At 43.2% G+C, this 25,399-nt stretch carries 2 protein-coding genes; both read right to left on the bottom strand.

What is annotated here, in order from left to right; translation table 11 throughout:
- Positions 1-21 precede the first annotated feature (21 nt).
- Positions 22-14,628 (bottom strand): amino acid adenylation domain-containing protein, encoded by a 14,607-nt coding sequence (locus QUF73_21575; protein ID MDM5228718.1) that lies wholly within the window; start codon positions 14,626-14,628, stop codon positions 22-24.
- A 13-nt stretch (positions 14,629-14,641) separates the two neighbouring features.
- A complete protein-coding gene (locus QUF73_21570; protein MDM5228717.1) occupies positions 14,642-25,396 on the bottom strand; it encodes an amino acid adenylation domain-containing protein in 10,755 nt (3,584 codons plus the stop codon).
- Positions 25,397-25,399: the final 3 nt, after the last annotated feature.

Here is a 25,399-nt window from a genome sequence, read left to right as displayed (position 1 = left end):
AATCCCCTTCCGATATACAGCTCATCCAATAGTTTCAGGAAGCAGTTTATTATTCATTGGCAGTATGGCTTTTATTTGCTTGAGATTCTTATGAATATATGGATCATCTAACATCTCAGCATGCTTTCCGTAACCCTGGATTTCTTCATAGGACCCTGCAGTAAGAGATTCCCATCCAAGTTCCGAGGTTTCTGTTGAACGGAATGCATAGATATCAGCATTAATCTGACCATCATTTTTAGAATTATTAAGATAGATGCGATACTGCCTTATTCTATTTTCAGCTGCCTGGAATAATGTTGGGACACTTAAATACTCTCGATATTTTTCGCGTACGGACGCAAGTTGCTCTTTGGTATCATTAGTTATTTGTTCAATAGAAGCAACTCCAGCCTGATTTTTTCTTTCTGCATCTATGATAATTACCTTGCTTACTTTTTCCCCAGCTTCCTCTAATGACCTCGCAACTTCATATGCAAGATTGCCACCTGCTGAATACCCAAGCAATGTATACGGCCCTTGAGGCTGAATATCTTTTATAATCGATAAATACTGAGAAATTCTATTTTCTTCTTTAATGAAGTCAAATCCATACACAGCCCATTCATCCAGATGCAGTGACAGCCCTTTATATTCGGAGCCAAATCCAGACACAGGAGGAAAACAGAAAAGCTGATATTCTCCATCTTTTAGTTTCACGACTGGTGTTTCCTTCGGAAACCCTGATTTAAGTAAGTTATCTATTTGATTTGAGAAACTCTCAAGAGTTGGATATTGGAATACCCATTGCAGCGGCACTTCAATATCCCATTTTTTAAATATTTGGGTAGTAAGTGATGCAGCTTTTAGAGATTGACCACCTAATGTAAAGAAATCATCGTGAAGCCCTACTCTTTCAACTCCCAAAAGATTCTTCCATATTTCGGCCATCGCTTGCGCTGTTTCGCTTTCCGGCCTTTCAAACGGTTCTTCTAAAATTTGCTTCTTTGGGTTCGGCAATGATCGCCGGTCAATTTTTCCGTTATCACTAAGCGGCATTGCATCTAGCCAGACATAATGGGCTGGAAGCATATAAACAGGCAGGGATGCGGCCAAATGCTCACGCAATTCGCGGTCTGATACATTCTTCCCGCCTACCAGGTAAGCGCACAGTCCGCTGTTCCCTTCTTCATCCTTTAGCACGGTTACCACGGTTTCCTTCACGGCTGGATGAGCGGAAAGCTTCGCTTCCACTTCCCCCAGCTCAATCCGGTAGCCTCTTACCTTTACCTGGTGATCCTTTCGCCCAAGGAATTCCATGTTCCCCTCCGGAAGCATCCGGCCAAGGTCACCAGTCCGGTACATTCGGGCCATTCCATTTTCCCGGAACGGGTCCTTCATAAAGGCGGCTTTTGTTTTTTCCTCATCTCCCATATACCCGCGGGCTACCCCAATTCCTCCAATGTACAGCTCTCCTATTGCCCCTTGCGGGACATGGCGCTGGTTTTCATCCAGAATATAAAACGCATTATTTCCAATTGGTTTCCCGTAAGGAATGCTCTTTTCTCCTTCTTTAACCGAGTCAATCGGATAATAGTTGGACCAGATGGTCCCCTCTGTCGCCCCGCCGAGGCCTATTATTCGTGCATTTGGAAGATACGCTTCTGAACGTTCCTTCAGGTTCACTGGAATCCAGTCACCACTTAAGAACACGAGACGCAAATCTTCCTGAAGGTAAGATGTTCCGCTTTCCTCAAGGCTCCTAATCAGATGATGCAGGGTGGTTGGAACAGAATCCCAGAATGTGATTCTTTCCTCCTTGAGCATTTCCCGCAGGCGGATGGGATCCTGCACTTCTTCTTTCTGGGCTATGACTACTGTTCCCCCCGAAGCAAGAACCCCGAACAGATCATATACGGAAAGGTCAAAACACATCGATGTCAGCCACAGGAGCCGGTCTCCTGCTCCTACTCTGTAAGTGGTGTTCACCCAATGAATCAGGTTTACGGCAGAGCGGTGTTCAATCATGACCCCTTTCGGTTTCCCCGTTGATCCGGATGTATAAAGGATATAGGCCAGACTGGACGGATCCGAAGGAACCGCTACTTCAGCCGGAATCCCCCCGACTGCTTCCTCCAGGGCAATTACCCGTGTTTCAGGCAAAAGCTTTCCTTTCAGCATCCTGCACGCTTCTTCATCCATAAAGACACTTGTGAGGCGGGATTGGCTTTGAATATAACGGATCCTTTCCTCCGGATAATCCGGTTCCATCGGGACATAGGCCGCACCTGCTTTTAAGATACCAAGGAGGCCAGCCACAGTCTCCGCCTTCCTGCCAGCTATAATGCCCACATGATCTCCCGGGCGGATGCCATCCCGGATAAGACTGGCCGCAGCAGCACTTGCCTGTCTGGACAGCTCCTGATAGGAGATGCGGCGGTCCCCGCATACTAGGGCAGTCTCATACGGACTGCGGGCAGCCTGTTCTTCCACCAATTGATCGAGCCGTTTATCCATTGGGAATTCCATTTCTGTAGAATTGAATTTTTCCAGTGAGCTCTTTTCCTCTTTGGATAAAATATTTATTTTTTGCAGAGGGAATTCCGGGCTTTCAATTACTTTCTCCAAAATTGTGATAAGATGCTTGGCCATATTCTGGATGGTTCCTTTTTTAAATAACTGAGTACTGTATTCCCAATCAAACGTTAAGCTCTCCCCAACATCTATGACCTCTAATGTAATATCAAATTTTGAAGTTAAATTAGTTACAGGCACAGGTCTAAACAGTGAATTTTCCGAAACCTCTTTTTCTGCATGACGGAGAAGAAATACAGTATCAAAGATTGCATTTCTGCTAACATCCCGCTTGATATTCAATTTTTCAACAAGCTTCTCAAAAGGGTATTCTTGGTTCTCAAATGCTTCCAGAATCACTTCCTTTGCATTCTGAAGATAGTCAGTAAACTTAAGATTGCCTTTTGGATTAACTCTCAATGCAAGGGTGTTGGCAAACATTCCAATTAACTCTTGTATCTCGTCATGCATCCTTCCAGAAATAGTAGAACCAATAATTATATCTTCCTGTTGTGTATATTTGGAAAGCAAAATAGAATAAGCTGAAAAAAGCACCATATATACAGAAGTATTTGTCTTGTGAGCCAATTCTTTAATTCTATTAAACAGTTCCTTATCAACAGTCAGACTATACCGATCTCCGAGGAACTTATTTATAATCGGCCTAGTAAAATCCGTCGGCAAATCAACCGCTGGAATTTCACCATTTAGCTTCTCCATCCAATACCTTTCCTGTTTTGCTATTCTTTCTGTCTCTAGCTCTCTTCTTTGCCACACTGCATAATCTTTATACTGAATTGACAGCGGAGCAAGAGATTCACCCTTATATAGTTTTGTGAAATCTTTTATTAACACGTCCATTGAAATACCATCACTAATGATATGGTGGATATCGAACAATAATAGGTCTTCATCTTCCATATGCAATAGTTTCACTCTCATTAATGGTGCTTGATGTAAATCAAATGGCATCACAAACTCCTGGATCTTTTCATTTAGATTACTTTTTGTTGCTGAATCGGTATATAACTCTATATTCCCTTCTGTATAAATCTCTTGCTTCAGCTCACCATCTATCAATTTAAATGACGTCCTTAATGATTCATGCCTTCTTGCCAGAGCATGAATCACTTCTTTAAGATTTTGTTCTTTGAGCCTTTCCTTTACCCTAAAAGCAGCCGGAATGTTATAGCTTAGGCTTGACTTGTCAAATTGGCTGATGATGTATAACCGTTCTTGAGCTGATGATGCAGGATAATAATTACTATTATCAGCTGAATTGATACCAGAATATTTCTTGCTGTCTTTACTTGTTATAAGAGCAGCCATTTCAGCAAGAGTCGGGTTCTCAAAAACACTCCTTATCGGGAAATCAACATTAAACTCCTTGCTCACCTTTGCAGCCAAATTTGCAGCTTTTAAAGAATGACCTCCTCTATAAAAGAAATTATCATCAATGCCGATTGAATCAGATCCCAGCAACTCCCTCCAGATAATCATCAGCTGCTCTTCTATAGGGTTTCTAGGCTCTTTAGCTATCACCGATTCTTTATTAACATTCATTTCTCTTAATGCTTCTCGATTCACTTTTCCATTATTGGTGACAGGAAACTTATCTAGCTGAATAAAATATGTTGGCATCATATACTCTGGCAAGTTTTTGGACAGATGGCTCCTTATGGCAGAATCCGTTAGTGCTTTTCCGCCCGCCAAGTAGCCGCAGAGGAAATCTTGCCCATCAGCGTCCTTTTGAGCGAGGACCAGGGCGTCTTCGACCCCTTCCAGATCAAGAAGATTGGCTTCTATTTCTCCGAGTTCAATCCGGTGGCCTCTGATTTTCACCTGGTCATCCATCCGGCCCAGGTATTCCAGGCGGCCGTCAGGCAGCCATCGGGCCAGATCCCCCGTACGGTAAAGCCGGTTTCCGGGTTCGCAGGGATGATCGATAAATTTCTCCCTGGTCAATTCAGGACGGTTTAAGTAGCCCCTCGCCAGGCTCTCTCCTGCGATGCAGAGTTCGCCGGGCACGCCAATTGGCTGAAGCTGACTGTTTTTCCCTAGAATATACACTCTGGTATTGGCAATCGGATACCCAATTGGCAAATTAGCCTTCTGTTCGCCGATAATGCCGCTCGTTGCCACTACCGTATTTTCAGTCGGCCCGTAGTTATTAACGAGCTGAAACCTGGACGGACGATAGCTTTTCAGCCTGTCTCCCCCTGTTAGGAGTACTCTGAGGGACTGATTGTCTAAGGCCAGAAACGGTTCACACAGCGGGGTCGGAAGAAAACTGATAGTGATCCTGTTTTGTTCAAAGAACTCATTGATCCCTTGAATATCCATGCGCAATTCTTCCGGTACGATATAAAGGGACGCTCCTTTTAGAAGCGGCGGAAAGATCTCCCACACCGAGGCATCGAAGCCGAAACCGGCCAGTTTAGTGCTTCGGTCCTTTTCCGTTACCTCAAACTGATCATTATGCCACTGGCATAGATTCGAAAGCGAGCGATGCTCGACCATTACCCCTTTTGGATAGCCAGTCGTACCGGAGGTATAAATGACATAAGCCAGCTGATTAGCAGCAGTAGACTGAGGAAGGTTTTCTTCGGTTTCCCCAGTCCAGCCCCTTTCCTCAAGCACCACCTGTTCTGCACTTCCCTTGACCTTACCGGTCAAGTGCTGTTGGGTGATAGCCAGAACCGCCTGGCTGTCTTGAAGCATGTACTGAATTCTTTCCGCCGGATAGGCTGGATCAATCGGCACATAGGCACTGCCAGCTTTCAGCACGGCTAGCACCGCTAAAATCATATCAGCGGACTGGTCAGCCAGGACCGCTACGATTTTTTCAGCCCCAGCCCCTTTGGCCTGGAGGTGCCGGGCAAGCTGATTCGCTTCCCTGTTCAGCCTCTGATAGCTCCACTTTTTATCTCCGAACACCACCGCTGTGTTCTCAGGTGTTTGTTTCACTTGATATTCAAACAATTGAACAATTGTTTGTTCAAGTTTATAAATTTCTCCTGTTTTGTTAAAGGACTGTATACTAGAAATCTCAGCCTCTGATAATCTTTGTATATCAGAAACAATCATTTTTGGATTTGTGATCACTCTGTTTATTAATCTAGTAAAGTGTTCAATTAAAAGATCAACCGTGTAAGCTTCAAATCTTTCCGGGTTAAACCGGAAAGTATATTTTAGTTCTTCTCCAGGAACAATAATGACATTCAGATCATAGCTGGTTTGCTCAAATACTCCCTCATTTTGGATGCTAAAGCCCGCCTGGGCTCCCCCTTTTGCCATGGCTTCTTCATCAAAGGGATAGTTCTCCACCACGAAAAGGTGGTCAATCAGCCCCTGGCCCAGTTCACTTTCCCCCTGTATATCCGCCAGGGAGAGGAAGCTGTTCTCCTGGGATGAGACAGCCGCTGACTGTCCTTCCTTCACCAGTTCCGCAAATGTTTTATCGGGCGAAGGCTGATAGCGCACCGGAATGGCATTGATGAAGAGGCCTACAATGGTCTCCACTCCCTTCACAGCCGGCGGCCTTCCGGAAACAACGGTTCCAAACACCGCATCATCCTGCTGGCTGTATTGTGATAACAGCACTCCCCAGGCTGCCTGGAGAACCGTGCTCACTGTGCTGTTCAGTTCGCGCGCCACCTCTTCGAGCCTTCTGGTCTGAGATGCCGGAAGACTGTATTGAACCTCCGCCTGCTGATAAGGAACGGAAACGGCTGCTTGTTTCTTAGGAAGGGCCGCCTTCTCCGCGTATCCTTTCAGATGCTCCCTCCAGTATCCTTTTGCCTGGTCTGGATCCTGATCTGCCAGCCATTCTATATAACGGCCATACGATGGAACCGGGCCTAATTCGGCCGGGAGGCCCTTCCTTTTTCCTGCGTAAAGGGACAGGAATTCCTGAAGGAGAAGGCTCAGGCACCATCCATCCATCAGGATATGGTGATGGCTCCAGATCAGCACAAACTCCTCTTCTCCGGTCTGAAGCACCTGAAGACGCATAAGAGGACCTTTTTTCAAATCAAATCCCGCCTCGATATCCGCTGCTTTCCATGCATCAATCGCTTCCTGCTGGTCTTCTTTGTCTATATCCAGCAGTGAAACTTCTTTCACCTCAAGAGGCAGTTCCTTCAGGACCAGCTGGAGCGGCTGATCACCTTCATTCGTAAACACCGTACGAAGAATTTCATGCCGGACCGCCAGGTCCTGGAAGCTCTCCCGCAGCCACACACTCTCGAGTTCCCCTTTTGCCACAAAGCTCAGCTGCTCAAAGTAGGCCGGGGAATCCGGGTTCATCAGCCCTTCAAACAGGATGCCTTCCTGCATCGGACTGAGAGGGCGGATAGCCTCAATCAGCTCTGCCGGATAAACTTTCTGGATCTCTTTCCAGGCTTCAAGCGACAATCCCGGGTATCCGGCATCAGACGGGGTTTTCAGACTCCGTTCCTGAGCGATGCAGTAATCCGCAAGCTCTTTTAGATGCCGCTTAAAGCTTTCCGCAAACGTACGGATCGACCGTTCCCTGTATTCAAATCGGTTATAGCTCAATCGGAATTGAAGCTTTCCTTCAAGCGTCATTCCGTTAATTTCAAGGGCGTGGATCCGATGGTTCGCCGGCCCCAGCGAAGCGCCGCTTGAATATGGCGACATCCTCCACTCTTGTTCGCCCCCCGCACTTTCGCCAAAATCACCGAGATAATTAAAGCCAACCTCCGGTTTGTATTCTGCCGGTTTCTCATCTGGTGAATTCTGATAAGCGAGGAGGCCGTAGCCCATTCCCTTGTTCGGTATCCGGCGCAGCTGCTCTTTCACCATCTGGATTTGTTCTCCCGGATCTGCAGCACCAGAAGCGCTAAGGGCTACCGGGAACATGGTCGTAAACCAGCCCACAGTTCGGGAAATATCCACCGATTCCCCAATGGACTCTCGTCCATGCCCTTCGAGATCTATCACCAGGCCGGGATTGCCCGTCCATTCTTCTGCCGCATTCAGAAGAGCCGTTAACAGAAGATCATTCATGTCTGTCCGGTACGCCCGGCTGGCTTCTTTCAGAAGACGATCGGTTTCCTCTTTGGTAAACTGTATGACCACATGGCTTTCATCCGCCATGTGATTTCCCGGTGCTTCGCCGTCTTTTGGCAGCGGAAGGACAGGGACTTTTGCCACTTCGCTCCAATAGGCCTGTTCCTTCCGGACCCTTCGGCTTTGAGCATACTGGGCCAATTCACGGGACCACTGCTGGAAGGAGCTGGTCTTTTTCGGCAGCTGAATCGCCTCCGACCGCCTGGCCTGGCTGTATCCTTCGGCAAGGTCATCCAGCAGAATACGCCAGGAAACTCCATCGACCGCAAGGTGATGAATCGCAAGCAGAAAATGGTCGCCCTGCCGGGTCTGGAATAAGGCACCTGCCACAAGCGGGCCATCCACGAGATTCAAGCCGGCCTGGAGGCGGGAAGATTCCTGTTCGATCCTTCCGGCCAGTTCGTCCCCTGTTTCCTCCATACGAATGGTCTCCCATAGGTAAAGGGCTCCCTCTTCCGCTGAACGGTTCCATTGAATAACCATTCCGTCTTCTTCCCGGTAGGCCATCCGGAGTGCGTCATGATGGCAGAGAAGAGCATGGACGGAAGATTCCAGAGCCTCTGGATCAAAGCCCTCCGGGCTGTAAAGCAGGACGGATTGGTTCCAGTGATGAGCCTCTTTAAACTTCTGATCAAAAAACCAGCGCTGAATGGGCGTCAGGATCACTTCTCCCGTTGCTTCTTCCTGGCTCGACTGAACGCCGCCGGCTTTCTTCATATAAGGAGCGAGCTCCGAGATGGTCGGATGCCGGAAAAGGTCTTTCAATTCCAGCTTCCATCCTCTTTCATGAAGACGGGCAGCTACCTGTATTCCTTTGATGGAATCCCCCCCAAGATCAAAAAAGTGATCATAGCGGCCGATTGTCCTTGCCCGGAGCACCTCTTTCCATACGAGGGCCAGCCGCTCCTCCGCATCCCCCTGCGGTGCTTCATAAACAGCGCCCGTGTCCATATGGCCATCAGGTGCTGGCAGCGCCTGTTTATCCACTTTCCCGTTGACTGTGAGCGGGAACTGGTCCAGCTGGACATAGGAAGCCGGGATCATGTAGTCCGGCAGGTTTCTGGCCAAATGGCTCCTTATGGAAGAAACGGTTAGTGCCTTTCCGCCAGCCAAGTAGGCGCAGAGGAAATCCTGCCCATCAGCGTCCTTTTGAGCGAGGACCAGGGCGTCTTCGATCCCTTCCAGATGAAGAAGATGGGCTTCTATTTCTCCAAGTTCAATCCGGTGGCCCCGGATTTTCACCTGGTCATCCATCCGGCCCAGGTATTCCAGGCGGCCGTCAGGCAGCCAGCGGGCCAGATCCCCCGACCGGTAAAGCCGGGTTCCGGGTTCGCAGGGATAATCGATAAATTTCTCCCTGGTCAATTCAGGGCGGTTTAAGTAGCCCCTTGCCAAGCCTTCTCCTGCGATGCAGAGTTCGCCAGGTACACCGAAAGGTGTTAATCTCCCCCACTTATCTAATATACTTATTGCCAAAGTTGGAATTGGCTGTCCAATCGGGCTTGCATCACCCATGATATCCTTCATTTTTATTTCCTTATAGGTTGCATGAACAGTAATTTCTGTAATTCCATACATATTAATTAGACGTACATCTGGATACCTAACATGCCAATCCTTTAATATAATCGGATTTAATGCTTCTCCGCCAAAAACTATATATCTTAGCGACAAAGTTACAGATCTTCTGAATTCATGCTTCATTAGGGATTTGAAAGCTGTTGGTGTCTGGTTTAAAATTGTTACCTTTTCTGACTCCAATAAATTCAAAAACAAGTCAGGATTTTGTGCGGTTTCTTTAGGAACAACCACACAAGTTCCTCCATTTAATAAGGCACCATAAATTTCCCAAACCGAAAAATCAAAGCTGCAGGAATGAAAAATTGTCCAAACATCACTTTCATCGAAGTCAAACAATTGATCATCGTTCTTAAAAAGTCTTACCACGTTTCGATGCTCAATCATAACGCCTTTAGGATTTCCAGTAGTCCCTGAAGTGTAAATAATATATGCTAAGTGTCCTGGTCTTGAGGAAATGGAGAGATTTGGTGCAATCCCTTTTAGGTCATTCTTATCAAATCGAACAAAATTACCATTAAATTCAAGATCCTCAGGTAGTGGTGTTTCAGAAATAATAACCTCGGCCTTACTGTCTTCTGCAATAAATTGAATCCGATCCTTTGGATATGAAGGATCAATTGGAACGTAAGCTCCACCAGCCTTCAAAACTGCAAGCATGCTAATAATGATATTTGGGGATCGATCCATTAGAATAATGGCCAGTTTATCAGGTCCAATTCCTGCACTTTTCAATTTACCGGCCAAATTATTGGCACAATTATTTAATTCCCTATATGTCATTTTCTGTCCGGCAAATGATATAGCTGTGTTTTCAGGAAATTGCTCTACTCGTTTTTCAAATAGGGAGTGAATTGTCTCTACTTCTGGATATCCGATATCCAATTTATTAAAATTCTGCCTTATTAGTTCTTTCTCTTTATCAGTTACAACATCAATTTGGCCAATCGGTGCATCTGGCTTGTCAGCTGCCGCAATCAATATTTCCATGAAATGGCCACTCATTTGATTGATCTGCTCTGCGGTGAAAATTAAGGTTTTGTATTCCCAGCAAAATGATATATAATCCTCTTCTTGAGTTGTTTCCAATGTTAAATCGAACTTTGATGTTGTATGCGGCAAATTATAAGGTTTTACCTTAGTCTTTTCTAAGGTGAATTGGGATTGTTCCATATTTTGATGGACCAATGCAACGTCAAATAAAGGATGGCGGCTTGTGTCCCTATGGATTTCAAGTTTCTCTACTAAATCTTCAAATGGATAGTCCTGATGTTCTAATGCTTCAAGGGTTTGATTCTTGACTTCTTTTAAAAATGAACGAAAGCTTTTTGAACCTGCAGGGTAATTCCTCATTGGGAGCATATTTACAAAAACGCCAATGATTTTTTGTAACTCATCATGTGTACGACCAGAGACAGGGGAGCCAATAGTAATGTCTTCCTGGCCGCTGTACTTTGATAGCAAGATATTATAAGCAGTAAGAATTATCATATATAAGCTGCTCTCTGTCTGTTCCGCCAATTTGTTAAGCTTTTTATAAAGAACGGAATCAATGATTCCATTTTGGCGCCGACCTTCAAAACTCTGAATAGTTGGCCGGGTTCCTAATAAAGGTAATTCCAGGCGCTCTGGTTTACTATCAAATTTGTTTAGCCAATAGCTCTCCTGTTTTAGATAAGCATCAGAATTTTTATCCTCTTGCTGCCAAACAGCATAGTCTTTATATTGAAATGGCAACTGTTCAAACATTTGCCCGCTATATCCGGACAAGACATCCTTGACAATAAGGTTCATGGATATTCCGTCCGAAATAATATGGTGCATATCAAACAAAAGCAATGATCTGTCTTCTTCCAGATTGACTAAGGACACTCTGAATAGAGGACCCTTTTCCAAATTAAATGGTTTAACAAAATTGGAATCGATAAGTGATATATCTTTATCTAGAGCACTAATCTTTTCAATTTCCACATCAACAAAGTCATTTATTACCTGTACCGGATGGCCTTCATGCATTTTAAAAGTAGTCCTGAGGCTCTCGTGCCGCTGTACAACTTGTTGAAGTGATGCCTTAAGCCGTAAAACATCAATTGGCCCTTCGATCAGCATGGCATTTGGCATATTATAACTTGTTCCAACTTCCTCAAACTGGCTAAGTACAAATAAACGGCGCTGTGCAGAAGAAAGCGGAAAGTGTGCGCTTAATGACGCTTTTTGAAGACTGCTTTTTTTAATTTCCTCTCTTGACTGCTCCAGGCGCATTGAGAGTTCCCGTATAGTGGGATATTCAAATATTTCACTTAAAGGAACTGTCTTACCGAAAATTTTCTTTAACCTTGCAACCAAGATTGTTGCCTTCAACGAATGACCACCCAAAGCAAAGAAGTCATCATGCACACCAATATCTTTTAAACCCAGGATTTCTTTCCATACCTCTGCAAGCTGTTGCTCCTCAACAGTCTGGGGAGCAACATATCGATCATTTAGATATACTTCTGGTTCCGGCAATGATTTTCTGTCTAATTTTCCATTTGGAGTAAGAGGCATACTCTCCAATACCATGAGGTGTGCTGGAACCATATACGCAGGCATCTTAGTTCCAAGAAATTCTTTTAGCTCTTTTTGAAAAAGACTTTCAGCTACATGACCTTGCTTTAGCACAACATACGCAGAGAGATAGTCCTCATTCATAGCATCCCTGCGCAGTGTAACTACCGCTTCAATTACCATGTCGTGTTCTAGCAAACATGCTTCAATCTCCTGAAGCTCAATCCTGTAACCTCTAACTTTAACCTGCTGATCCATTCTTCCTAAATATTCGATTTGACCATTTGGCAGCCACCTGGCCAAGTCTCCTGTACGGTACATCTTTGAACCAAAATCAAAAGGGTTGTTAACAAATTTTTCTCTCGTTAAATCGACTCTATTCAAATATCCTCTAGCTAATCCCACACCTGCAATACAAAGTTCCCCGATAACACCAACCGGCATGAGGTGATTGTAGGCATCAACAATATAAAGCTGAACATTATCTATAGGTTTGCCGATTGGGACTAGATCATCAATACCGTCTGGCCCGCAGTCATAATAAGAAACATCTACTGTTGCCTCAGTTGGTCCATACAGGTTAATTAATTCTGTTCGGTTGGCTGAATATAAAAGCTCGTTGAACTTGTGCACTTGCTTCAAAAGCAGCGCTTCTCCACTTGCAAAGCATTTCTTTACCGAAGCAAGCTTCTGAACACTCTCTTCCCTTTCATCCACATAATTTAAAAAGGCCTGTAGCATGGATGGGACAAAGTGAAGAATTGAAACATTATTTTGATTAATGGTCTCAACCAGTATTTCTGGATCCTTCTCTCCCCCAGGGGCCAAAAGACATAGAGAAGATCCAGTAATAGTCCACCAAAACAACTCCCATACAGACACATCAAAGGTAAACGGAGTTTTTTGCAAAATTACATCATCTTTATTAATTGGATATTCTCTTTGCATCCAATACAGCCGGTTCATAACTGAATCGTGCTGGATCATAACCCCTTTTGGCTTTCCTGTTGATCCTGAAGTGTAAATAATATAGATTAGATCTTCAGGTGAAATTGGAGATTTGATATTGCTGGCATCTCCGGAGTATAAGTCTGGATCATCCAGAAAAAGAGTCTGTCCCTTAAACCCTTCCATTAATGGTTCAACATCAGACTTTGTTAATAAAAAGCCAGCATGTGAATCTTCAAGCATATAATTCGTTCTTTCCTGAGGGAAATCAGGATCAATCGGCAAATAGGCGCCTCCAGCTTTAAGAATTCCAAAAATCCCAATTATCATTTCTAATGATCTTTCAAGTCTTAAAGCAACAGTTCCCCCCCCACGCAAACCATTCTTCTGTAAAACAGAGGCCAATTGATTAGCCTTATCATTCAGCTGCCGGTATGTAAGTTCCTCATCATTAAATTTAACTGCTGTTTTATTTGGAATGCACTCAGCCTGCTCCTGAAGTATTTCATGAATCATAATATCTCTGCGGAAATTTACTTCAGGACCTGAGCTAACTTTCATAATAAGTTCTTTCTCTGACTCATTTAGCATTTCAAGCTCTTTGATTGCAAGCCCCGGAAAATCGGTTACCTGTTCCAACAAGTTGCTTAAATGGCCAGAAACGTTTTGCATAATCTGCTGGTTATAAACATTAGCATTATAGCTAAGTCTCAGATAAAAATTTTCTCCAGGAACCACCAATAATTGAAAATCGTAATTAGTATGTTCTATGATCTCCATATGACTGACTGTCAATCTGTTTTCCATTTCGGAATCTGTACCAGATTTAAGGGGATAATTCTCAAACATTACCAAATGATTTAACAATTCTTTTCCAAGGCTACTCTGTCCTTGAATATCAGCTAATGGAACAAAGGCATGCTCTTGCGAAGCAAGAGCATCCTTCTGAAGTTTTAACAATAAATCCTCAAAGGAAGTATTATCAGAGATTGTAACTCGAACAGGCGTAGTCTGGATAAATAACCCAATCATCTGATCTATGCCGGTGATTTCAGAGGGTCTTCCAGACAAAACAGAACCAAACACTACATCCTTAGTTCTGTTGTATTTTGTCAACAAAATGCCCCATACTGCTTGGATATAATTATTAAGCGTCACATTAAGCTTCCTCGCAATTGTTTCCATTCGAGATAGCATATTTACATCAACAGGAATGTCAATCCACTTTAAGTCGTACTTGTCTTTAGAGATTTCTTTTTCATTCCTTGTTGGTAAGGATGCCTGTACCTCATATCCATCTAGGTAATTCCTCCAGTAGTGCAGAGAACTGTCCTTGTCACGTTTTTCCAGCCAGCTAATGTAACTGCTGTAAGGCTGCACAGGAGGCAAATTGGCAGGTTCACCAGTCATTATTTCCTTATAAATAGATGTGAATTCTTCCCATAAGAGACCTAAAGACCACCCATCCAATAAAATATGATGGAAACTCCAAAGAACCACTGATGAATTGCTGCCAGTTGCAAAAACTGTAATTCGCATTAGCAGATCTTTATCCAATTGAAAGATTCTTTTTTTCTCTTCATTTATATAATTATTTATAAACCGGGACTGTTCATCCGAATTTAAATGGTCAATTTTTTCAAGGTGAATATTTGCATGCCTCTCCTTTAATACAACTTGTACTGGACGGGGCACTCCTTCATGTATAAAAATTGAACGCAAAATATCATGGCGAGCAATCAGCCTATTAAAAGATTCCTCAAAAGCCTGAATGTTGATAACCTTATCAATGTCAAGGCGAACTTGCTCAAAGTAAGCATTGCTTTCTTTTGAATACAAAGCATGAAACAGCATACCTTCCTGCATGGGAGACAAAGGATAAATCTTTTGAATTTCTGGTTTTGCCATGGTATTCCTCCTATTATTTGAGCTTTGCTTCTATTAAGTCCTGCAAACCTTCCAGTTCTTCAAAAGAAAGATTGTGATCTTCGCCAAAGTCTGAAGGGGAATATTCACTTTCCTCCTTCATGGTGCAAAAATTAATTAATTCTATGAGATGCGATTTAAACTGCATGGACCATGTTTCAATGGAGCTGTGCGAGTATTGCAGCCTGTTATATTCCCACTGGAACTGTAATTTTCCGTTTACAATCTTTCCTAGAATTTCTATTTCATGAGTCCTAGCCGATTCGGGATTAACTGATTCCCCTAAAGGCAGTGTGCTTAACGCAAAAGGTTCCTTCAGTTCGTTCCCATACTCACCTAAAAAATTAAAGCTGATTTGAGGTTCCCGCAGAGCGGAAAGACCGACTTCTTTTTCCATTGGAGATAGATATTTTAGTATTCCAAAACCTATTCCCTTATTTGGTATTTTTCTCAGCATCTCTTTAATTTGTTTGATCAGCAGACCTTTATCTTCGGAATAGCGCGCATCCAACATTATTGGATAGATGGAAGTAAACCAGCCTACAGTGCGGGAAATATTAATGTTATTGTTTAATACTTCTCTTCCGTGCCCCTCCAGGTTTACTAGGAATTTCTGATTTCTAGTCCATGATTTCAAACTTAGTGCCAATGCCGTTAATAAAATATCATTTGTTTCAGTATGAAATGCCTGATTTACATTATTCATTAAACGAGCAGTGTCTTCTTTCGAAAACTCCACTAATGCCGAATTGGTGTCTTTAGCAAGATTCTCACTCACAGGAAATTCTTTCTGTAATTCAGGAACATCCTCACTCAGAATTTTCCCCCAGTAATCTTCTTCTTTTAATAGAGATATTTCACTAGAGTAGGCCGTTAACATAGAAGACCAAGACTGATAGGATGCTGTTTTCTTAGGCAGAGAGAAACTCTTATCCTGTTTCATGCTTTCGTAACCGCTTATAAAGTCCTCGGCAATAATTCTCCATGAAACACCATCAATCACCAGATGATGAACACTAAATAACAAAAAGTCGCCTCTATCAGTTTTAAATAACCCAAGGGAAACTAAAGGGCCATTTTTTAAATTCACTCTCTTATGGAGATACTCAGCTTTTTTTGTAATCTCTAACTCATAATCATCTATATCGGTGCAATTGAATATGTCAAAATGAAACAGCTCTTCCTCCGCACAGAAAGTTCCTCTATTTAGCTGTGTAACCGTTAGCCCTTCCTGAAAGGACATCCGTAAAGCATCATGGTGCTCTAAAAGTTTTTTCATTGCTTCTTTTACATACTTTTCTTCCAGTTCCTTTTGAGAATGAAGCAATATTGCCTGATTCCAATAATGCTCCATAGATTGTTTTTCAAAAAACCATTTCTGAATAGGTGTAAGCCGCACTTCTCCTTCTATTTTCCCTTGGAATTCTTCATTGGCTTCTCTCTTTATATATGGCGAAATGCTTTCAATAGTCGGATATTTAAAGAGATCTTTCACTTCCATTTTTAGATTGAGGGCATGCAGTTTCGCGGATATTTGGAGTGCTTTAATAGAGTCTCCACCCAAATCAAAGAAACTAGCATTTGTACTTACCTGTCCAACTCCCAGTACTTCTTTAAAAACATCTACCAGTAGCTCCTCAATTTCATTTCTGGGCAGGGTTATGTCTTCTTCAAATCTGGTATCTGGTGTCGGAAGTGCTTGCTTATCCAACTTGCCATTAGCAGTTAGAGGAAGCTTGGTTAATTCCATAAGGAAAGCAGGAACCATATAAGCTGGCAATCTTTCTTGAAGATCTGCCCGAAGCTCTTGAGATTCAACGTTTTGATCTGAAACATAATATGCACAGAGATGCTTCTCATTTTTTATATCCTCATATACTGTTACAGCTGCATTCTTCACGGAAGGGTGATTCAGTAAAACTGCTTCGATTTCTTTAGGTTCAATTCGGTAACCTCTAATTTTTACTTGTTTGTCCTTTCTTCCGACATAATCTAGATTTCCATCCGGCAGCCACTTTCCAAGATCACCTGTTCGATATATCCGATCTTGTTCGATAAATGGGTTATTGGAAAACTTCTGGGCAGTTAACTCAGGGTTATTTAAGTAACCTTTTGCGACCCCTGCACCGCCAACGCATATTTCACCAACAACGCCAATCGGCTGCAGGTTGTCGAAGCCATCGACAATAAATAAACTCGAATTACTTATTGGACGCCCAATTGGTATATTTTTCTTAAAATCCTTACTGACAGGAAAATAAGTAGAGAAAGTCGTGTTTTCAGTTGGTCCATACACATTTGTAATGCTCAACCCTTTATGTCTGCGGGCAAGGGCAATATGCATTGGAGACAAAACTTCCCCTCCAACCAATAAATAGCGCAATGGAGCAAACATGTCGCTATAATATTCTGCGTATTGATTAAACAAAGAAGAAGTAAGCCATAAAATACTTATCTTGTGCTTGCTGATATACTCAGAAAGATTCTTGGCGTCAAGGAACAAGTTTTTATCACATAAATGGACAGTTAAACCATTTAGCAATGAACCCCAAATCTCAAAGGTTGTTGCATCAAAACCAGTTGCACCAGTAAGAAGAATCTGATCAGATTCATTAAATTCTATATAATTTGTATTAATAACCAAACGATTAACGTTCTTGTGTGTAACCATTACACCCTTTGGTTTACCAGTAGTCCCTGAAGTGTACATAATATAAGCCAGGCTATCTGGTGTACCAGCAGATCTTAAGTTCTCCCCCTCCCAATCATCGAAAGGGAATCCATTGATATTGATTATTTCACCCGGAAGAGCCAAGTCCGACTTGATTAATGAATCCTTTAGAATAAAACGGGCTCCGCTATCTTCAAGCAAAAGCTTCAATCTGCTTTCCGGAAACTCTGGGTTAAGAGGAAGATATGAAGCTCCTGTTTTCAAAATAGCCAATATTGATATAATCATTTCTGCTGTCGGCTCCATCAATATAGCTATAGGTTCCTCCGGAACAATGCCTTGAGCCTTTAAAAAATGTCCTAATTTATTTGCCTTTTCATTTAGTTCCTTATAAGTTATAGGCTGCCCTTTGTAGATTACCGCTATTTTGTCAGGGTCAGAATTTGTTTGAATCTCAAAAACTTCTTGTATTGTACTATTATCATGGTATGTTGATTTAGGACCGATCGAAAATTGCAAAATTTCTTTCTTCTCAGTTTCCGAGATTATCTCTAAATTGCAAATCTGACGGTTAGGATTAATACACACAGCCCGTATAATATTGGTGAAACATTCAGAAAAGTGAGCAATAGTTCTTTCTTCAAACAGCTCAGTGCAATATTGAATGTTAAACTCTAGGGAACCATCTTCCTCTATTGCCTCTAACAGTAAGTCAAATTTTGCGGTTGAAGCCTTTAATGGATAAGAAGTAAAGGCCTCATCTTCCAGCTGAAATCTAGGCAATCCCTTGTTTTGCAAAACAAAAGAAGCATCGAATAATGGATTTCTTCCAGGATCCCTCTCGAGCTTTAATTTTCCAATCAGCTCTTCGAAGGGATAATTCTGATGTGCAAACGAGTCTAGGGCAATCTGTCTAGCCTCCTGCAAGAATTTTAAAAATTCTTTTTCTCCTTCTGGATACAGCCTTATAGGAAGCATGTTCACAAACATTCCGATTAAGGAATGGACTTCTGGATGGCTCCTGCCTGAAACTGGCGTTCCTACAACAATGTCATCTTGCCCGGAAAAACGAGCCAATGTGATTTGATAGCAAGAAAGTAAAATCATAAATAAGGTAGCATTAGCACTTTCAGCAACCTTATATAGCTGATCAACCAGAGGCTTTTCTACTTTGAACTGGTGCTGGTTTCCTTTATAGCTCTTAATCTTTGGCCTAACATAATCGAAAGGAAGTTCCAATAGCGGAACGCCATTTTCAAATTGTCTGAGCCAATACTTTTCCTGATTCTCTAACCTATACTCGTCTAGCATTGTTTTTTGCCAGACAGCATAGTCTTTATACTGAAGAGATAGAGTGTCCAAATGCTTTCCTTGATAGAGCGATAAAAGTTCTTTCTCCATGATTTCCAGAGATAATCCATCTGAGATAATATGATGCATATCCAGCATCAAATATTGGCCGGCATTGCTATCTGTAATCAGCGTCATTCTGATCAGAGGCGCCTTAGACAAATCAAAAGGCTTTATAAATGATTCTATTAAAGAATCGATGTTTTCTACGTGTAAAACATTAATCTCACTTTTGATTTTTTTATGAATCCTTTGAACAGGCTCCCCGCCACATATCTCAAATGATGTCCTTAGAATTTCATGTCGTTCAATAAGGGCTTCAAAGGCCTTCTGTAGCCGGTTCAAATTTAATTTTCCTCTTACTTTTAAAACAGCCGGCATGTTATAAGTATTTACAACATCTTCCATTTCGTTTAATATAAATAACCGCTTTTGTGCTGATGTTAAAGGATATGCTGTTGCCTCTTCTGCTGGTAATATTGGAATATACTTAACTTTTTCCTGTTTCTCGATCCATCGGGCCATCGTATATATAGTGGGACATAGGAACAAATCTTTTATTGTAATTTCTACATCAAAAAACTTATATATCTCAGAAACAAGCTTTACTCCTTTTAATGACTGACCGCCAATAGAGAAGAAGTTTTCATGAATGCCTATTTCCCCAATTCCCAGCACCTCGCTCCAAATCTGGGCTAATTGCTTTTCTGTCCCTGTTTCCGGCGCTTCATAGCCAGCCGCCTGGCGTTCCGGTTCCGGCAGAGCCTTTCGGTCCAGCTTTCCATTCGCTGTCAGAGGCAGCTCTTCGAGCACCACAAAATGAGCGGGCACCATATAGCCAGGCAGCTTTCCTGCCAATTCTGCTTTCACACTTTCCAGGGAAGGGGCCATTTCTCCATCCTTCCAGACAAGATACCCGCAGAGATACGCATCCCCTGAAGAATCTGTATGCATCGCTGCCGCTGCTTCGCGGACCGGTTCCATTTTTTCCAGATGGGATTCGATTTCCTTGAGCTCTATCCGGTAGCCCCGCAGTTTCACCTGCTGGTCCATGCGTCCCGCGTATTCAATCTGCCCGTCCGGCAGCCAGCGAGCGAGGTCGCCGGTCCGATACATGATATCGCCGGGCTCAAACGGACTTTTCACAAACTTCTCGGCGGTCAGCTCCGGCTGATTGAGATAGCCGCGTGATACGCCGCTGCCGGCAATGCACATCTCCCCAAAGACCCCTATCGGCTGAAGACGGTCGTGCGTGCCCACGATATAGCACCTTGTATTCCGGATAGGGCGGCCAATGGTGACCTCCTGGTCCGATGTTACATTTTTGATGGTCGACCAGACCGTTGTTTCCGTTGGCCCGTACGCATTATAGAGGGCCAACTGGGTATGGGCCTGAAGACTGTGCAGAAGGGATGGCGGAAGGGCTTCTCCCCCCATAATCAAAACCCTAACCGGCTCCAGGCATTTCTCCCCATCCGGATGCATCATCAGGCCTTTGATCCTGGACGGTGTCGCCTGTAGAATCGAGACCTTCCGGTCTAAAATCATCCGGCTCAATAAGCCGGGATCCTGCTGTTCCGCTTCGCTTGCCATGATGACACATGCGCCTTTGGCTAATGGAAGGAAGGTCTCGGTGACAAAGATGTCAAACGATATCGTGGTCAGCGCGAGAACCGCATCTCCCGGAGAGACACCCACACAGTCACTCATCCCTTCAATAAAATTCTGCACCGACCGGTGCTCTACCATCACGCCCTTTGGATTTCCGGTTGATCCGGACGTGTAGATAATATAAGCCAGGTCATCAGCGGAAACGACCGCTTCCGGATTAGATGGGGATTCACCCATTCCAGCCAGCTCTGAAAGCGGCAGGACCTTCTCTTTACACGATTGGAAACCGCCTGCTTCATCTGCGATGACATATTTGACGCCGCTGTCCTCTGCCATAAACGCAATGCGCTCTTCCGGATACTCCGGATCAATCGGGACATAGGCCGCTCCTGTTTTTAACACAGCGAGAAGTGCAGTCATTAAGCCTTCCGACCGTCTGACCATCACCCCGATGCGGTCTCCCTTTTTCACCTTTTTTCTCTGAAGGGCTCGGGCCATTCGGTTCGCCTGTTCATTGATTTCCCGGTAGGTAAACTCCTTTCCTTCGGAAACTATGGCAGTCCGGGCAGGCGTTAAGGCCGCCTGTGCTTCAAAAAGTTCATGAATCGGACGTTCTTCCCCTTGGATTTCCGTTGGATTCAGCCTATGTAGAAGATTATGGCGTTCATAACCAGAGATCATCTCCACTGCCGACAGCGGCTGATCAGGATCCTCAGCGATTTCCTTCAGAATGCGGAGAAAATGGGCGGCCATTGTCTCGATCTCATGTCTGGAAAATAATGCTGTGCTGTATTGAAACCAGGTCTCCAGTTCCCTGTCCTTCTCTGTCACTTCCAGAGCCAGATCGACTTTGGCAGACCGGTCCTCTACCGGATAGGGAATAACCTGAAGGTTTTCCAGGTCCAGCTTCGCTGCATCCGCATCATGCATGATAAACATGCAGTCAAAAATCGGGTTCCGGCTCATGTCCCTTTTAATGGATACTTTTTCTACCATCTGATCAAATGGATAGGTTTGGTGCTCGAAGGCACGGATCGCCCGATCCCTCACATTCTCCAGCAGTGCCCGAAAGCTTTGGTCTTCCCTTACCCTTGTTCGCATTGGAAGGGTATTTCCAAGCATACCGACCATGCAATGAAGGTCAGCGTGGGTCCTTCCCGCTGCCGGAGTTCCAACGAGGATATCCTCCTGGCCGGAATATCTGGAGAGAAGTACCTGGTAGGCCGATAACAGCACCATGAACAGAGTGGTCCCGGTTTTATGGGCAAGTCCCTGAAGCTGTGCAGCCAGCGGTTTCGAGACTGTAAAGTCCACCCGCTTCCCTTCAAAGCTCTGGAATCTTGGCCGTTCTTTCCGTAAAAGATCCAAAACAGGCAGGTCTCCGGACAGTTCTTTCAGCCAGAAATCTTCGGCCTTCCGGAATGAGTCCGCTTCCATCCGCTTTGACTGCCAAGCTGACACATCTTTATATTGAAGACGGAGCGGCGGCAGCGTTTCGCCCTTATACAATAGGCTGATTTCTTCCAGAATCGTATTCAGTGAAGACGCATCTGAGATAATATGATGCATATCCAGCACCATTACATGCTTTTCAGACCCCATTGAGATAAGGCCTGCCCGCAATAAAGGAGCAGAGGAAAGATCAAAAGGGCGGGAAAAACCATTCACACGCTGAGGAACCATCGGTTCCTCCTCTTCCCAGCTTTCCAGTGAAAAGGAAACCTGCGGATGAACCCGCTGGATAAACCCATCCTCTGACCGGCTGAATGAGGTCCGCAGCGCTTCATGCCGGCTGATAACCTGACGGATGGCTTCTTCCAGCCTTATAGAATCAAGTGCCCCGTTTAATTGGACAGCTCCAGTGATATTGTAGTTGGTTCCAATGTCCTCGAGCTGATTTAAAATCAGCATGCGTTTTTGAGCAGAGGATACAGGGTAGTGCTCCTGTTCTGCCACTGGTTGTATCTCATTGAATCCCTGCTTGTCCTCCTTATTTTCCTGTTCAATCCACCTGGCCATAAGATGGATTGTTGGGTGTTCAAACACGGTCTTCAGCGGAAGTTCCTTATCTAGCGTTTTATGGATCATATTGACCAATTGGGCTGCCCGCAGAGAGTGGCCGCCCAATTCAAAGAAATCATCATGAATGCCTACCCGCTCCAGACCAAGCACCTCCTGCCAAACCTGAGCCAGCCTGCGTTCCATATCCGATTGAGGCTCTACAAATGGAGACACGCTTCTCATCTCCGGCTGCGGCAATGCGTTCCGGTCAATCTTCCCGTTGGCGGTAAGCGGAAGGGATGACAAAAAGATAAAGTGGGCAGGAACCATATAATCGGGCAAAAACTCGGCGAGATATTTTCTTATGTCAGCAGAAGATAAATCCTCAGCGGATGCGACATAAGCACATAGATAATTGGCATCAGTTTGATCTTTATAAGCAAGAACCGCAGCCTCTTTTATATGAGGATGGAACAATAGCCGGTTTTCGATTTCCCCCATCTCAATTCGATGGCCGCGAATCTTAATTTGATGATCTATCCTGCCAAGGTATTCTAATTCCCCATTTGGGAGCATTCGAGCCAAGTCGCCTGTTTTATACATCCTTTCCCCTACTCTGAAGGGGTTATCTACAAAACGCTCTTTCGTTAATTTCCCCCTAAATAAATACCCTTTAGCTACTCCTTTCCCCCCTACGTATAGTTCACCCGTAACACCTACAGGCAGCAGTTCCTTTTGTTCATTCAATATATAAACATGATTAGTAGGAATTGGTTTTCCTATATTACTTATGTTTTGAGTAATATCGTTGTCTGTAATTTCTTTATAAGTAACATGAACTGTTGTCTCAGTAATTCCATACATATTAACGACCTTTACATCGGGATACTTTTGCTTCCATCCTTGCAGCATTGCCGGCTTCAATGCTTCCCCTCCGAAAATGATGTAACGAAGGTCAAGTTCTGTCCCTTCCTTGGAGTTGATTTCATCAATAAGCTGAGAAAATGCGGAAGGGGTCTGGTTTAATACTGTTACATTTTCAGTCTGAAGCAGATTAAAGAAGTCCTTCGGGTTTTGAGCCGTTTCTTTTGAAACAATGACGCATTTTCCTCCATGTAATAAAGCACCGTACATTTCCCATACAGAGAAATCAAAACTAAAGGAGTGAAATATTGTCCATATATCCTCACTGCCAATATTAAATTGGAAATTGCTGTTGTGAAGAAGTCTTACTATATTTTGGTGCTCAACCATTACACCCTTGGGCTTTCCTGTTGTCCCAGAGGTATAAATAACGTAAGCTGTGTCAGCTGGTTCATTTACATTAATTAAATTCTCCGCTGGCATTTCTTTAAGTTCAGAGTCTCTTAAATTGATAACTATACCTGTATATCCTTTTAATTCACCTGATTGGCCTACAAGGAACCCCGCCCTGCTGTCATGGAGAGTATAAAGAATCCGTTCTTCTGGAAGTGTAGGGTCTATTGGAAGATAAGCACCTCCAGCTTTTAATATAGCAAGAATGCCAATAATCGTTTCAGGAGTACGATCAGCTAGTATGGCCACTATTTCTCCCCGATTTAGACCATTCTTTCTCAGAAAGGCAGCTATCTGATTGGCTTCCTTGTTTACCTCAGAATAAGTAAATTCCTTATTCCCATACTTCAATGCACTCTTTGAAGGATACTTATCTGCATACATTTCAAAAATTTCATGGACGGTAGATTCACTCGGATATGCTGACATTTTCCCATTCCCATTTTCAAGAATGAATGCTCTCTCTCCGTCGGACAAAGGGGAAAAATCCCCAAGCAGCTGGTCAGGATTTTCACATACACTTTTAGCCAGTTGAGAAAGGTGCAATTTTATTTCCTTCACAAACTCCTTGTCATAAACTTCTGAGTTAAAAGAAATTCTGAATGTGAGATTTTCTCCAGGAAACACCACTACATTTAAGTCATAATGAGTTTGATCATAAAACTTAATATCCTCTACTGAGAAGTGATTATCTGTACTGTTTGCAAACGTTTCGGGATTTAAAGGGTAATTCTCAAACGCAAGTACATGGTTGATCAGATCCTGATCAGGATTCAGTTTTCTTTCAATACTGTATAAAGGATAAAACTCGTATGCCTTGCTCAGTAATCTATCATCATGAGTAGATTTAATAAGAGCAGTAAATGGTATATCCTTTTTAATATTCATCCTGACGGGCACCGTATTAATGTACATTCCTACTGCCTTTTCAATTCCGGGAAGCTCAGATGAACGTCCTGATACAACGGAACCAAATAAAATATCATCAGTTTGAGAGTACCAATGCAATAATAGTCCCCACAAAGATTGAACTACACTATTTAAAGTAACCTTTTCACTCTTTGCTATTTCCCTAAGTGAATCAGTTATTTCTTGGTCCAGTTCAAAGACAAATTCTTCTGCCCTATAGTGGGGGGAAACTTTTTTATTGGATAATTTCGGCAAACTTAAAGGCTTTTCGTAATCTAGAAAATACTTATTCCAATAGGATGCTGCTTCATTGGTATTTTGTTTCTCCATCCAGGAAATATATGAACTGAAAGGAAAGGCTTCTTCGAAAATTATATTTTTCCCCTCAGATATTGCATAGTAGGCACGCAATAATTCCTCAAGAAGAATAGCGACTGACCATCCATCTAAAATTATGTGATGGAAGGTAAGAAGTAGCTTATACTTTTGGTCTGCAACTTTTAATACTGTAATTCGAAACAGCTGTTCTTTCGATAAATCAAAGCCTTCCTCAATTTCAAGCGAGCAGTATTTTTCTAAAATCAACTCTTTTTCTTCATTAATTACGTTTGAAATATCTTCATATTTTATTTGCGCTTTTCTTGACTTCAGGACAACCTGTAAGGGCCTTACAAGTTTTTTTGATCTAAAAACAGTCCTTAATACCTCATGGCGGTCAATAAGAAGCTGAAAAGCCTTTTTCATAACACTTGGTTCAAAATCCCCTTTAATGGATAAAACCATTTGTTCAATATATGATTTCGTTCCTTCATCCATTAAATAATGAAATAAAATCCCCTCTTGTAATGGTGTTAAGGAATATATATTTTGAATCTCAATTTTTTGGCTCATAAT

Source organism: Cytobacillus sp. NJ13 (genome assembly GCA_030348385.1).
Classification (GTDB): Bacteria; Bacillota; Bacilli; order Bacillales; family Cytobacillaceae; genus Cytobacillus.
This window is presented reverse-complemented; position numbering and strand designations above follow the sequence as displayed.